The sequence below is a fragment of the Kitasatospora sp. NPDC059747 genome (assembly GCF_042732955.1).
Lineage (GTDB): Bacteria > Actinomycetota > Actinomycetes > Streptomycetales > Streptomycetaceae > Kitasatospora.
Genome location: NZ_JBHWGV010000098.1, coordinates 1 through 13,867, shown reverse-complemented (window position 1 = coordinate 13,867; position 13,867 = coordinate 1). Strand labels below are relative to the sequence as shown.

The 13,867-nt window shown below is 74.9% G+C and carries 13 protein-coding genes; 10 read left to right on the top strand and 3 right to left on the bottom strand.

From position 1 onward, the window contains the following. Positions 1-539: RimK family alpha-L-glutamate ligase (locus ACFV4G_RS32625; protein WP_380445770.1), on the top strand; the 539-nt coding region annotated here is incomplete at its 5' end. Positions 540-576: 37 nt separating this feature from the next. Here ACFV4G_RS32625 and ACFV4G_RS32620 read toward each other — a convergent pair. Further along, complete coding sequence (locus ACFV4G_RS32620) at positions 577-1,917, bottom strand: NAD(P)/FAD-dependent oxidoreductase (RefSeq protein ID WP_380445769.1); 1,341 nt, start codon at positions 1,915-1,917, stop codon at positions 577-579. 437 nt (positions 1,918-2,354) lie between these two features. On the opposite strand from ACFV4G_RS32620, the gene ACFV4G_RS32615 reads away from it, so the two are divergent. The 7 genes from ACFV4G_RS32615 to ACFV4G_RS32585 all read left to right on the top strand — a co-directional run bounded on the left by ACFV4G_RS32615 (position 2,355) and on the right by ACFV4G_RS32585 (position 8,749). Continuing rightward, a complete protein-coding gene (locus ACFV4G_RS32615; RefSeq protein ID WP_380445767.1) occupies positions 2,355-3,950 on the top strand; it encodes a MerC domain-containing protein in 1,596 nt (531 codons plus the stop codon). A 134-nt stretch (positions 3,951-4,084) separates the two neighbouring features. Beyond that, on the top strand, positions 4,085-4,684 hold the full coding sequence (locus tag ACFV4G_RS32610; RefSeq protein WP_380445766.1) for a helix-turn-helix domain-containing protein: 600 nt from the start codon (positions 4,085-4,087) through the stop codon (positions 4,682-4,684). 67 nt (positions 4,685-4,751) lie between these two features. Beyond that, on the top strand, positions 4,752-5,621 hold the full coding sequence (gene lepB, locus ACFV4G_RS32605) for a signal peptidase I (RefSeq protein ID WP_380445765.1): 870 nt from the start codon (positions 4,752-4,754) through the stop codon (positions 5,619-5,621). Between the two features lie 186 nt (positions 5,622-5,807). Beyond that, positions 5,808-6,056, top strand: coding sequence for a hypothetical protein (locus ACFV4G_RS32600; RefSeq protein ID WP_329931473.1), 249 nt, complete (start codon positions 5,808-5,810; stop codon positions 6,054-6,056). Between the two features lie 175 nt (positions 6,057-6,231). Further along, the gene (locus ACFV4G_RS32595; protein ID WP_380445764.1) at positions 6,232-6,891 is read left to right on the top strand and encodes a zinc ribbon domain-containing protein; all 660 of its coding nucleotides are present in this window, start codon (positions 6,232-6,234) and stop codon (positions 6,889-6,891) included. Positions 6,892-7,067: 176 nt separating this feature from the next. Next, a complete protein-coding gene (locus tag ACFV4G_RS32590; RefSeq protein ID WP_380445763.1) occupies positions 7,068-7,454 on the top strand; it encodes a hypothetical protein in 387 nt (128 codons plus the stop codon). Between the two features lie 101 nt (positions 7,455-7,555). Further along, positions 7,556-8,749, top strand: coding sequence for a trans-sulfuration enzyme family protein (locus tag ACFV4G_RS32585; protein WP_380445761.1), 1,194 nt, complete (start codon positions 7,556-7,558; stop codon positions 8,747-8,749). 13 nt (positions 8,750-8,762) lie between these two features. On the opposite strand, the gene ACFV4G_RS32580 is transcribed toward ACFV4G_RS32585, so the two are convergent. Next, positions 8,763-10,505, bottom strand: a complete 1,743-nt coding sequence (locus ACFV4G_RS32580) for a SpoIIE family protein phosphatase (RefSeq protein ID WP_380445760.1) — start codon at positions 10,503-10,505, stop codon at positions 8,763-8,765. Positions 10,506-10,704: 199 nt separating this feature from the next. On the opposite strand from ACFV4G_RS32580, the gene ACFV4G_RS32575 reads away from it, so the two are divergent. Next, positions 10,705-11,559, top strand: coding sequence for an SDR family NAD(P)-dependent oxidoreductase (locus ACFV4G_RS32575; RefSeq protein ID WP_380445758.1), 855 nt, complete (start codon positions 10,705-10,707; stop codon positions 11,557-11,559). Between the two features lie 78 nt (positions 11,560-11,637). Here the strand turns inward: ACFV4G_RS32575 and ACFV4G_RS32570 are convergent, their stop codons facing one another. Further along, a complete protein-coding gene (locus ACFV4G_RS32570) occupies positions 11,638-12,822 on the bottom strand; it encodes a S1 family peptidase (protein WP_380445757.1) in 1,185 nt (394 codons plus the stop codon). 380 nt (positions 12,823-13,202) lie between these two features. Here ACFV4G_RS32570 and ACFV4G_RS32565 point away from each other — a divergent pair, with 380 nt between their 5' ends. Further along, positions 13,203-13,763 (top strand): hypothetical protein, encoded by a 561-nt coding sequence (locus ACFV4G_RS32565; RefSeq protein ID WP_380445756.1) that lies wholly within the window; start codon positions 13,203-13,205, stop codon positions 13,761-13,763. Positions 13,764-13,867 lie beyond the last annotated feature (104 nt).

The following is a 13,867-nucleotide window of genomic DNA, read 5'->3' as shown; positions in this document are numbered from 1 at the left end:
GGTGTCCGGGGTGGACGGGCCTGCCCCGGGGGGCCGCGGCGGGGGGGTGCCACGGCGGGGGGGGCGACGTCTGGGCCAGGCCGTGCGTGGGCATGGGCGGCGACGACGTCTTCCACGTCACCACCCGCGCCCAACTCGACGTCGCCGCACGGCACTACGCGGCCCTCGGGGCGGACTGGCTGATCGCCGGGGACGCCCGGAACTTCACCGCCGACGGGCAGCGCCACCAGTACCGGGTGGTCGTCCTCGGCGGCCGGGTCCTGCGCGCGACGGAGCACGTCCAGGCCGACCCGGACGCGCCGTGCAACGAGGTCCAGGGCGCCGTCTCCACGCTCCTGGAGGTCGACGAACTCCCGCCGGGAATCGCCGATCTGGCGGTCTCGGCGACGAAGTCCCTCGGCCTCCCGTTCGCGGGCGTCGACCTCGCCGCCGAGAGCGGCGGCGTGGTCTTCGAGGTCAACGTCCACCCGGCCTTCGGGCGGAACCAGGGGGTCGACCAGGTCGCCGTCCCGTACGTCGCGGCCCATCTGGAAGGCTGAGTCCCCTCCGGAGCCGGCTCCGAAGGGGACCCCGGAGTCAGCCGCGCAGGATCGCGCCGAGGAGCGCCGGGCGGAACAGCACGGTCGGCGGCGAGACCAGGGACATCACCTCGTGGAAGGCCGCCGTGACCGCGGTGTTGCGGGTCGCGGCGGCCAGGACCTTGTCCAGGAAGGCGTGCTGCACCTTCATCATGGCCCCGGACGGCCCGCCGGTGGTCGCGGCGAAGCGGACGTCCTCGGTGCAGGACATCACCCAGGCGTTCTTCGACGCCGCCGCCACTCCGCGCCTGGCGTCGCGCGCGGCGGCGTGGCCGATGCCGCCGTGCCGCAGCACCGCGCGGCGCAGCTCCCGGGCGCTCAGCAGCGAGACCGTGATGCCCTGCCCGTACACCGGGTTGAACGTGCAGAGGGCGTCGCCGATCGCGACGAGGCCCTCCGGCGAGCGGCGCTCGTAGTGGCGGCGCACGCCCGGGCCGGGGACGAAGCCGCGGACCTCGCCGGCGGGTTCGGCCTCGCGCAGCGCGTCGCGGATGGCCGGGTCGCGGAGCCGGGCCAGCTGACCGTCGAACCCGGCCTCGCCCGGCTCGGGCTCGGCGCCGCGCATGCCGGCCAGGCTGACGATCCAGCGGTCCCCCTCGACCGGGAGCAGGACGCCGAGGCGGGGCGCGTCCGGGGCCTTGGTCTGCAGGTAGATCGCCTTGCAGCCGAGGTCGCCGGCGCCGGCCGGGCGGTGGAAGAGCCGCGAGGTGTACGTGACACCGGCGTCCACCCGCTCCTCGGGCACCGGCGCGCAGCCGAGTTCCGCCAGCCAGCCCGCGACCCCGGTCGAGCGGCCGGTCGCGTCGACGACCAGCTCGGCCGGGATCTCCTGGACCTCGCCGCGCTCGGGGCCGCGCTCGCGGACCTTGACGCCGGTCACCGCGTGCGCCGAGCCGAGCAGCCCGACCACGTCGGTGCCCTCCAGGAACTCGATCGACGGGGCGGCGCGGACGCGGTCCAGGATCAGCTTGTCCATCACCGGCCGGGTGCAGGACAGGAAGGCCACCTGGGCCGGGTAGTCGGCCATCCAGCCGGCCGAGCTGAGCCAGCGCAGATCACCCGAAGCGGCGACCCGGGTGGCGCCCGCGTCCGTCAACTCCTGTTTGATGCCGGGCATCATCTCCTCCAGCGCCCGGTGCCCGGCCTCCAGCACCAGGTGCGCGTGCCGCCCCTGCGGCACGCCCGCGCGGAACTGCGGCTCCGCCGGGTAGTGGTCCCGCTCCACCACCACGATCCGCTCGGCGTACCCGCGCAGCGCCCAGGCCGCCACCGTTCCGGCGAGTCCGCCGCCGATCACCACCGCCGTGCCCCGCCCGGGGGCCGTCTCCGAAGAAGTCATGCGACGTAGCGTAGTTGGGCGGTGGTGCGCGCGTAACGGATCGGTGGTGTGAACGGGCGCTGCTGGGGCGCCTGTTGACGCGCGCGCCGGGTCGCCGCCGAGTGCCCCCGGGGCGAACCGCCACGGGGAAACGATCGTGCAGGTACCGGGCTCGTGCGGTTCGTGCGGCTGCCCCGCTCGTTCCTGCGGGCGGCTCCGACGGACGGGCGCTCCGCCTGGCCGGGACACCGCCGGATCGCAGACGTCGCCTGCACCCAAGGGCCGACGGCGCTAAGAGTTCGTCAAGATCGGCGTCCGGCGGTGCCAAGGAGGCGCCAGGAGGAGTCTCATCGTCGACGGCGCGGAAACAGCGTCGCTCGGCGGAGAGGAAACGGTTCCGCGCGGGCCCCGAAGGGGAGGTCCCGCGGACCGTACAACGGGGAAGAGGACGTACGGTCATGACGACGGCGGCTAAGGGCAGAACGGCCACATCCAAGGAGGCCGCCTCAGCGGGCGCCCCGGCGGGTTCCGCGGCGGGCTCCGACCCCGGGGAGGGGAGCCCAGCGGCCGCGCCGCCGAAGCCCGCCGCCCCCCGCGTCCCGCACCACCTCCCGACCGGCCTCGGCCACCGACTCCGCCAGGGCGCCCGCCGGATGGGCGGCCGGGCCTACTGGACCACCCCGCGCCTCGTCCGCGGCCTCACCGCGCTGAGCCTCGCCGCCCTGCTCGGCCTCGGCGCCACCGCCACCGGCGTCCTCGGCGGCGCCCGCGACGGCACCGACACCATCGGCCACGGCGCCGCCCCGCAGGCGGCCCGCGCCGCCGACCTCTACTTCGCGCTCAGCGACATGGACGCCCAGGCCGCCAACCTGCTGCTGATCGGCGCCGACCCGGACTACACGGCGCTGCACCGGACCACCCTCGACACCTACGAGCAGCGCCGCGCCCAGGCCGACGACGACCTCCAGCAGGCCGCCCAGGCCGCCGCCGACGACTCGGCCTCGCAGCGCGCCGTCCAGCGCGTCCTCGGCGAACTCGGCAGCTACGAGGCCCTGGTGGCCCGCGCCCAGCTGCTGGAGGACCAGGCCAAGGCCCCGGCCGGCAAGCCCTCCGAGGAGGCCCTCACGGCCTACCGGCAGGCCACCGACCTGTTGCGGCAGCAGTTGCTCCCGGCCGCCGACGAGGTCACCGCCGCCAACGAGGCGGTCGTCGACCACGTCTACGCGCAGCAGCGCTCCGACCTGGACGGCGGCTGGTGGGAGCTGGCCGCCGTCGGCCTGTTCGCGCTCGTCGCGCTGTTCGCGCTCCAGCGGACGCTGGCCGTGCGCTACCACCGCGTCGTCAACCCGGCGCTGGCGGCCGTCACCCTGGTGACCGCCGTCGTGCTCGCGGCCGGCCTGCACCTCGTCTCCACGGCGGACGGCAACCTGGTGACGGCCAAGAGCAACGCCTACGACTCGGTGATCGCGCTCAGCCGGGCCCGCGCCGTCGCCTACGACATGAACGCCGACGAGAGCCGCTACCTCGCCGACCCGGTGCTCGCGGCCACGTACCAGCGGACCTACCTGGAGAAGAGCCAGGCGGTCGTCCGTCTCGACGGCGCGACCGTCACCGACTACGACGGCCGGCTGGAGACCGCCGCCGCCAAGCACCTGGCCGACCGCTCGGTGCCGTTCGGGGGCTACCTCGGGACGGAGCTCAACAACATCACCTTCCCCGGCGAGCGGGACGCGGCCGAGCGGGTGCTGGCGGCCTTCCGGTCCTACCAGCAGGTGGACCACAAGATCCGCGTCCTGCACGACGCCGGCCAGCTGAAGGACGCGGTGACGCTCAACACCGGCCTCTCGAAGGGCCAGTCCAACTACGAGTTCGACCAGCTGAGCAAGGCCATGGGCGACACCATCGACGTCAACTCCCGCGCCATGGACGCGGCCGTCGCCGACACCGACGACGCCCTCGACGGCACCACCGCGACCCTGGCCGCGGTCGTCCTGGCGGCGGCGCTCGTCCTGGTCGCCGTCGGCGTCCGTCCCCGCCTGCGCGAGTACCGCTGACACGTCCGGACGAGGGCCCGGTGACGCTCCGTCCGTCACCGGGCTCCTCGGCGTGGGCGCGGAGGAAGGATTCCGCCGCCGTCCCCGCTGTGCCGGTTTGACAAACCGGGTTGCCGTGGCGGCGAATGGCGGGTATGGCCGACGACGCGGATCTCGAGAACGTCCTGAACACGGTGGGCCCCCGGCTGCGGGCGTTGCGGCGGGAGCGGGGGACGACGCTGGCCAAGCTGGCGGCGGCCACCGGCATCTCGCTCAGCACGCTGTCCCGGCTGGAGTCGGGCCAGCGCAAGCCGACGCTGGAACTGCTGCTGCCGCTGGCGCGCGAGTACCGGGTGCCGCTGGACGAACTGGTCGGCGCGCCGGCCACCGGCGACCCGCGGATCCACCCGCGGCCGGTGACCAGGAACGGGCAGACCATCGTGCCGCTCACCCGCCACCTGGGCGGGCTGCACGCCTACAAGCACATCATGCCGCCGGGGCACGGCACCGGGCCCGGGCCGGAGTTGAAGGTGCACGAGGGCTACGAGTGGCTGTACGTGCTCTCCGGCCGGCTGCGGCTGCTGCTCGGTCCGCACGACATCGAGCTCGGCGCCGGGGAGGCCGCGGAGTTCGACACCCGCACCCCGCACGCCTTCGGCAACGCCGGCCCGCAGCCCGTGGAGTTCCTCAGCCTGTTCGGGCCGCAGGGCGAGCGCATCCACGTCAGGGCGCGCCCGGGAACCTCTGTTCGGTAGGTTCGTTTCCTGACAGCGGGGGCTTTCCGTTCCGGACTCCCGCAGGCCATCGGGAGGGGCCGAGGAGATGAGTGTCCAGCAGAGCACGGAGACCGGGGACAGTGGCGGAGCCGGAGAGCGGGCCGGGAGCGGGGGCGGGGGGCGGCGCAAGGAGCGCAAGAAGCGGCCCTTCTGGCAGGAGCTGCCGATCCTCCTGGTGATCGCCCTGCTGCTCTCGCTCGGCATCAAGACCTTCTTCGTCCAGGCCTTCTCGATCCCGTCCGGCTCGATGGAGCAGACCCTCGACATCGGCGACCGCGTCCTCGTCGACAAGTTCACCCCCTGGTTCGGGGCGAAGCCCGAACGCGGTGAGGTCGTCGTCTTCCGCGACCCGGGCGGCTGGCTGGAGGGCCCGCCGAAGCAGTCCGGCGACTCCGTGATGGGCACCGTCCAGAAGGTCCTGAGCACCGTCGGCCTGATGCCCTCGGCCGACGAGAAGGACCTGATCAAGCGGGTGATCGCGGTCGGCGGGGACACCGTCGAGTGCAAGAAGGGCGGCCCGGTGAAGGTCAACGGCGTCGCGCTGGACGAGCCGTACATCTTCCCCGGCTCCGCGCCCTGCGACAACGACCCGGTGGGCACCGTGACCGTCCCCAAGGACCACCTGTGGGTGATGGGCGACCACCGGAACAACTCGCGCGACTCCCGGCCGCACCACAACGAGACCGGCGACGGCTTCGTGCCGGTGGACGACGTCGTCGGCCGGGCCTTCGTCGTCGCCTGGCCCGTTTCGCACTGGAGCACCCTGCCGGTGCCCGACACCTTCGACCAGAAGGGCCTCGCCGCGCCGGCCGCCCCGCGGTCGCCGCTGGAGGCGCCGTCCGCCCCCGGTGCGGCGGCACTGGCCGCCGCCGTGCCGCTGACGCTGTGGCGGCGCCGGCGCCGGGCGCGTCGCTAGTGCCGTGCCGGGCGTCGCAACACGGTGGACCTATCCGGCCACGGCACTACGGCCTGCCCGGGTCCGCGGAACCCCGCCCGCGCTGCTCTACACGCCTGTAGAGTTCGACGGGTGAGCTGCACGCCTGGTCGCGTGGCCGCCCGACCCGGGAGGCCGCCGGCCACGTCCGGGCCGGGAGGCGGAACCGTGGTGGAGAGTCGGCGCAGTCCTGCGGACGGCGGGGAGCCGGACGGGCCGGACGTCCAGTGGGTGTACCAGCCGGTCGAGGTGCACCTCCCGGACGGCTCCTGGCGGCTCGGCCGGATCAGCGGCTGGTGGCAGGACGCGGGCGGCGAGCGCTGGTGCCGCCTGCGGGTCACCCGCAGCGGCCGCCCGGCGGGCTGGGAGCGGTTCGACCCGTCGCGCGTGGTGCTGCTCCCGGCGGCGGGGCTGTGACCGCGGCCTGAGCAGGAGGTATCCCGGGGCCGGCGAATGTCACGGTTCGGCCCTGGTCGTGCTGCAACCGGTCTGCGGGACCTGGCGCAACCGCCCCGGTCCGTGCGAACGTCGCTTCGGGCGCGGTCGACGTGATGACCACCCACCTGCCACTCCACCAGTTTCCGGGGACGACGTGAGTTCCGAGATCTACTTCAGCAGCAACTACCGCGACATGTGCGAGCAGTACGGCACCGGCGCGGGCTTCCAGTTCGAATTCTCCTGCTACCGCTGCTCCGACACCTGGCGCTCGCCGTTCGAGGCGTTCACCACCGGCCAGGTGGCCGGGTGGATCGGCAAGGGCGTCAGCGCCGCCTGGAACCTCATCGGCGGCAACGCCAACACCATCAGCAACGCCGCCGACGGCCTGGCCGGGCACACCTGGGGCAGCGCGCGCGACGCCGCGTTCCAGCGCGCGATCACCAACGCCCAGACGCACTTCAACCGCTGCGCCCGCTGCACCACCTACGTGTGCGGCCGCTGCTTCGACCCGGGCCAGGGCCTGTGCCACAACTGTGCCCCGGACACCGCCGCCGAGGCCATGGTGGCGCAGCGGCGCGGCCTCAACGACATGGTGTCCGAGCGCGCCTACAGCGTCGGCCAGCAGTCCGGTGCGGAGTTCGACGTGAACGCGCGACGGCAGCTGGTGTGCCCGCAGTGCTCGGCGGAGACGCACGGCACGCCGTTCTGTCCGGGCTGCGGGTACCGGCTCGCGCAGCCGTCCGAGTGCGCGGGCTGCCACAAGGAGGTGCCGGACGGTTCGGCGTTCTGCCCGTCCTGCGGCACCAGGCGCTGACGCCGGGGCAGACGGGGAGGCGGGGAAAGCGGGGGAGGGATGCGCTCCGGATTCCGTTCCGGGGCGCACGTCCGCGATTTCCGGCCGCCGGACGGGAACCCCGGGGCCCGGATGCGTCGTCGTTCTCCTTGGTTGACGCCCGGGCAGGACCCGGGCGCCGAAGTACGAGGAGCACGATGACTCAGCGGATCGCACGTTCGATGGCCGGCGCCCTGGTGGCGCTGCTGGCCGCCCTCGGCCTCGGTGCCGTGGCGTCGGGCGCGCCCGCGGCGGCGGCACCGCGCGCGGTGGCGGTCGCCCAGTCCACGGCCGGTCAGTCCACGGTCGGTCAGTCCACGGCCGGTTCGGCGGACGCGCACGCCGTGACGACCGTGACGGCCGCCGAGCGCTCGCAGTCGGCGGCTCGGCTCGCGGCGCCCCAGCCCCAGAAGAAGAAGTCCGGGTTCTTCGCCAAGCTCGGCAAGTTCCTGCTGGTCGTGGTGATCCTGATCATCCTGCTCTTCGTGCTGCTGATCATCGGCATCATCTACTTCGTGAAGCGGATATTCAGCCGCCGCCGCTGAGCGCCCCACCGCGCCGACAGCCCGCCGGCACCCCGCCGCCCAGGGCCAATTGATCGCGATTGGCCCTGGGCGGCGCGGTCGTCCGGCCCCAGGATGGCGGCATGAGCGACTTCGACCGCACGCTGCGCCCCGAGAGCCGGATCGTCCACCCGCCCGTCGTGGAGGTGAACGGCAGCCGCCCGATGGGCGTGCCGCTCCACCAGGGCCACGTGTTCGCCTTCGACTCCAGCGACGCCCTCGTGGCGGCCTTCAGCGGCCCCGACGGCGGGTTCGTCTACAACCGCAACGGCAACCCGACGGTCCGTTCGCTGGAGGAGGCCGTCGCCGGCCTGGAGGGCGGCACCGGCGCGCTCGCCACCTCCTCCGGGATGGGCGCCGTCAACACCGTCCTGCTCGCCCTGCTGCGCTCCGGGGACCACGTGATCGCCCAGCGCAGCCTCTACGGCGGGACGTTCGCGACGCTGGCCGACCTCGTCGAGCGCTGGGGCGTCGAGGTCACCCACGTCGGGGGCGACGACCCGGCCGAGGTGACGGCCGCCCTGCGGCCCAACACGCGGCTGCTGCACCTGGAGACGATCTCCAACCCGACGACGAGGGTCACCGACCTGCCCGGCCTGATCGCCGCGGCGAAGGCGGCCGGGGTCGTCACCGTCGTGGACAACACCTTCGCGACGCCGCTGCTGTGCCGGCCGATCGAGCACGGCGCGGACATCGTGATCCACTCGGCCACCAAGTACCTCGGCGGCCACTCGGACGTCCTGGCCGGGCTCGCCGTCTTCGCCGACCGGGAGCTGCACGAGAAGGTCTGGCACCACGCGCTCGAACTCGGCGCCACCGCCGACCCGTTCGCCGCCTGGCTCACCCTGCGCGGCCTGCAGACCCTCGCGCTGCGGGTCCGCCGCCACTGCGACACCGCCCTCGACCTGGCCGGCCGCCTCGCCGCGCACCCGGCGGTGACCGCCGTCCACTACCCGGGCCTGCCGGCGCACCCCGACCACGGGCTGGCACTGCGCCTGCTGCCCGAGGGGCACGGCGGCGTCCTCGCGTTCGACCTCGCGGGCGGGCGGGAGGCGGCCCGCGCGTTCACCGAGTCCGTCCGGCTGGCCTCGCTGGCGCCGTCGCTCGGCGGCGTGCACACGCTGGTGCTGCACCCGGCCAGCACGTCCCACCGGCAGCTGTCGGACGCCGAGTTGGCGGCGGCCGGGATCGGCGCGGGGACGGTCCGGGTCGCGGTGGGCATCGAGCACCCCGAGGACCTGTGGGCGGACCTGGAGCAGGCGCTCGCGAAGCTCTAGCGGGGCAGTCGGCTCAGCGCGGCCGGGGCCGGGCGGCCAGGAGCGCGATGTCGTCCTCGGCCGCCGCCGGCGCGATCGAGTGGAGGAGCGCGTCGAGGAGGTCGTCCAGCTCGCCCGCGGCGGGCAGGCGGAGGTCGGCGAGCCGCGCGAGCGAGACGTCGATGTCCTCGCCGCGGCGCTCGACCAGGCCGTCCGTGTAGAGGAGGAGGGTCTGGCCCGGGCTGAGCGGGTGGGTCGCCTGCTCGTAGCCGCCGAGTCCGGTGCCGAGCGGCGGGCCGGTGGGGATCCGCAGGAGCTCGGTGGCGCGGCCCGGGGCGATGAGGGCGGGCGGCAGGTGGCCCGCGCTGGAGAGCGTCCAGCGGCCGCGGCTGGGGTCGGCGAGCACGAGGAGGCAGGTCGCCGGGCGGGCGGAGTCGTTGGCGGAGATGACGGTGTCGAGCTGGCGCAGGATGCGGTGCGGCGGCAGGTCCATCCCGGCCACGTCGCGCAGGGTGGAGCGGTAGTGGCTCATGTCCACCGCCGCCTCCACGCCGTGGCCCATGACGTCGCCCATCACCAGCAGCGTGCGCCCGAACGGCAGCCGGACGCTCTCGTACCAGTCGCCGCCGACCACCGAGGTGGTGCCGGAGGGCAGGTAGCGGGAGGCGAGGTCGAGGTTCTGGTGCGGGTTGCCGGGCTCGCTGAGCAGGGCACGCTGGAGTTCGAGCGCGATGCCCTGCGAGCGGGTGTAGCGGCGGGCGTTGTCGATGCTCGTGGCGGCGCGGCCGGCCAGGTCCCCGAGCAGCTCGGTCTCGTCGGGGGTGAAGGCGGGCACGGCGTCGGTGCGGCCGAGGGTGAGCAGGCCGACGACGTGGCCGCGGGCGGTGAGCGGCAGCAGGAGCAGTGAGGTGAGGCCGGCGGCGGCGTCCGCTCCGTCGGTGAGCACGGCGACGCCGCCCGCGAGGCTGCGCGCGCCGGGGGAGCCCTCGCGGTGGCGGACGGACTCGCCCGGCCGGGGCAGTTCGTCGAGCGCGGCCTGGAGCCGCAGGACGGACTCGGCGGCGGCGCGGTGCAACCGCTGGGTGCCGCCCCGTCCGGTCCGGTCGGCGGTCGCCTCGGGCGGCAGGACGTCGACGGTGACGAACTCGGCGAGCCGGGGGACGGCGAAGGCGGCGAGCTCGGCGCAGGTGGTGTCGACGTCGAGGGTGGTGCCGATGCGCTCGGCGGCGGCGTCGAGGAGGGCGAGCCGCGCGCGGGCCCGTTCGAGCTCGTGCAGTTGCTCGCGGGCCGGTCCGGGGTCGTCGAGGACGACCACGACGACGCCGGCGGTCCGTCCGGCGCGCTCCAGCGGCCGGTAGCGCACGCGCAGGCCGGGCGGGACGGGCGCGCCCGGGGCGTCGGGGCCGCCGGTGACCTGTTCGCGGTCGCGGCCGTCGGCCAGCACGCGGCGCAGGGCGGCGGTGGCGCCCGCGAAGGCGGTGGCGTGGGCGGGGTGGCCGAGCAGGTCGGCGGGGTGCAGGCCGGTGACGGCGGTGAAGGCGGGGTTGGCGTACTCCCAGCGCAGGTCGGCGTCGAGCAGCGCGACGGCGACGGGGGCGGCGGCGAGGACGTCGCGGTGGAGGTCCGGCCCATCGCTCCCGGTCACCGGGCCGGAGCGCGCGGCGAGGCCCGCCGTCGTCGCCGCTGCCGCCGTCGCGGACCGGCGCTCGGGCGTGGCGGACGGGCCTTGGTCGCCCGGGGCGGGGTCCTCGGTTCGGTGGCCGTGCCGGAACTGCATACGCCCATGATCACGCCCCGCGGCCCGGCACGCCCGGAAGAGGGCGAAACCTTGACTGGGCGGAAGCGCGGTTGTGACCGACCCGATGGTATTCGTGCACGTATTTGCGTGTGCGCACACACAACGATAGAGTGCGTGCACACGCACACAGTCGTGGAGCCCGTCCCCGTCGGCGCACCAGCAGATGCAAGAGGTATCGATGAACACCACCACCGCCCCGATCGTCCTCATCACCGGCACCTCGTCCGGGATCGGCCTCGCCGCCGCCGTCTCCGCCGCCCGGGCCGGGTTCCAGGTGGTCGCCACCATGCGCGACACCGGCCGCGCCGGTGCGCTGCGCGCCGCCGCCGAGGAGGCCGGCGTCGCGGGGCGCGTCGAGGTCGAGCGGCTGGACGTCACCGACCCGGCGTCCGTCGCGGCCTGCCTGGACGCCGTCGTCGCCCGGTACGGCCGGCTCGACGCCGTCGTCAACAACGCGGGTGCCGGGCGGGTCGGCACGATCGAGCAGGACGGGATGGAGCCGGTCCGGTTCACGATGGAGGTGAACTACTTCGGCGTCGTCGAGGTCACCCGGGCCGCCATGCCGCACCTGCGCGCCAGCGGCGGCCGGGTCGTCACCGTGACCAGCGTGGGCGGCGTCGTCGGCCAGCCGTTCAACGAGGCGTACTGCGCCTCGAAGTTCGCCGTCGAGGGCTTCATGGAGTCGCTGGCCCCGGCCGCCGCCTCGGTCGGCGTGCACGTCAGTGTGGTCGAACCGGGGGCGGTGGCCAGCGAGTTCATCGGCAACCAGGCCATCGACGTGCCCGCCCTGCTCGACGCGGCCGGCCCGTACGCCCCGGCCCTCGGCGCGTACGTCGACCGCACGCTCAAGGCCTTCGGGCAGGCGCAGACGCCGGAGGAGGCCGCCGCGCCGGTCGTCGAGGCGCTGACGGCCGAGCGGCCGGCGTTCCGGATCCAGACCTCGGCGGCGGCGCGGGCGTTCGCCGGCACCAAGCTGGCGGACCTCGACGGCTCGGCGGTGCAGACGATGACGGGCGGCTGGGTCGCGGGCTGATCCCGGCCGCGACCGGTGCCGCCGCCCTCCCGTCGCGCTTGCGGCGGGAGGGCGGCGCACTGGTGGACGGACGGACGGTCAGGCGGTGGCCAGGGTCAGGCCGTAGGACTGCAGGATCGGGTTGACGGGCTGGAAGTAGGTGGTGCCGCCGGAGGTGCAGTCGCCCGAGCCGCCGGAGGTGACGCCCTGCGCCTGGCTGCCCGAGATGAACGAGCCGCCGGAGTCGCCGGGTTCGGCGCACACGTCGGTGCGGGTCAGGCCGTAGACCGTGCCCTCGGCGTAGTTGACGGTCGCGTTGAACTCCTGGACGGTCCCGCAGTGCCAGCCGGTGGTGGAGCCGGAGCGGCAGATCGATCCGCCGATCGGGGTCTCAGTGGAGCCGGAGACCGTCACCGCGCCGCCGGCGTAGTCGCTGACCTGCGGCTGCGCCGTCCAGCTCGAATCGGCCTGGACCCACGAGTAGTCGTTGCCCGGGAACGTCGAGCCCTGGAAGGTGCCGATCGAACTGCCGTCGGAGGCCGTCGCGTTGGAACCGGGCTGGCCGCAGTGGCCGGCGCTGACGAAGCCCGGCTGGCCGTTCGACGTGACCGGGAAGCCGATCGAGCAACGGGCCGCGCCGTCGATGTAGTACGCGTCGCCGCCGTGCAGGTCGGCCAGCGGCCGCGGGGTCTCGGCGGCGCGCTCGACCCGGACGAGGCCCCGGTCGACGCCCGCCTGCCGGAGGAACGCCTCGGTGCGGCCGGTGTCGGTGGACTGGACGACGACGGTGTTCCCGGTGACGTCCACGTACCAGAGCGGCGTGGCCTCGGGCGTGGTCGCGGCGACGGCGTGGTCCAGCACGTCCTTCGCGCCGTCGAGGGCGGCGAGGCTGTGCCGGACGACGGTGGCGGTGCCGCCGTGGGCGGTGATCTCGCGGGCGGCCGAGGCGTCGGTGGTGGCGACGGTGAGGGTGGCGTCGGGCCCGCTGACCCAGGCGCCCGCCCAGCGGTCGCCGAGCGCCTGACGCAGCGCCGACTGGACGGCGGTGGCCCGGCCCTCTTCGGCGAGCCGGTCGATCGCGGCCTGCGGGGACAGGCCGAGGTCGCGCTGCATCGCGTGCAGGAGGGCGGGCGATGCGGCGACCGGCCGGGTGGGGGCGGCCAGGGCGGCGGCGATCGACGGTTCGTCGGCGCCGGTACCGGTGGTGGCGCCGGAGGCGGGGGCGGCGGCGAGCGCGACGGCGGCGAGCGCGCAGGCTGCGGCGAGCGCACGGATTCGGAGCATGGGGGAATCTCCTTGGTTCGCGTGGGGGTTGGAGCGACCGTAGCGATCGTGACGTGACCTCAGGAACATGCCGGAACCCCCCGTGCTCCGGCGTTATACCCCCGCGCCGTCACCGCTCGGGCGCGATGGGGTGTTCGAATGGCGGACGCGTGGGGGGTGCGGAGGCGTGGAGGGGCGTGCGCGCATGCGCGAGGCGCTCAGGGGCGCGCGGCTGATGGGAGGCCGGGATGGTCAACGCTCGGTAGTCGGCAGGTCTCGATCCGCCAACGAGTGTGCGATCCGTGCCCGGCCGGTAAGGGAGTTCTGCTTGACTCGCTCACCTCTCCCACCTCACCCGAATCGGAACGGAGCGTTCTCCCCTCATGCCTTCACGGATACGCGTGGGCCGCAGCAGCGCCCGCCGGGGCGCGGGTCTGGCGGCCTTCGCCGGACTCGTCCTCACCGTCGGCCTGGCGCTGACGGGTTGCGACCCCTCGGCGGCGGACGCCGGCGCCAAGGCCTCGGCCTCGCCCACCCCGACGGCCGCGCCCGCCACTTCCGCACCCTCGGCTCCTCCCGCTCCTTCCGCTCCGCCCGCGGCCACCACGCCGGCGGCCGAACCGACGACGACCGCCGCGCAGCCGCCGGCCCCGCCCGCCACACACGCACCGGTGTCCACGCCCGCTCCGGCTCCCGCTCCCGCGAGCAAGCCGCCGGTGACCAAGGCGCCGCAGCCGCAACCGCAGCCCAAGGTGACGACGGCCCAGCCGCCGACCGACCCGCAGCCCCAGCCGCCCGCGGCCGCCGGTGGCGGCGGCTGCGAGATCCGTTCCAACGCGGGCAACTGCTACGCGGCCGGCCAGTTCTGCCGCGACGCCGACCTCGGCCTGAGCACCCACGACGCCAACGGCCGGATGATCACCTGCCGGATCGTGAGCGGCAAGCCGCACTGGCAGGCCTGAGAGAGCGGCCGTACCTGCCGCGGGGGGGGGGGGGGGGGGGGCCCGGGCGGGGGGGGGGGGGGGGCGCGGGCGCGCGCGCGCGCCGCGCGGCGCGGCGGGGGGCG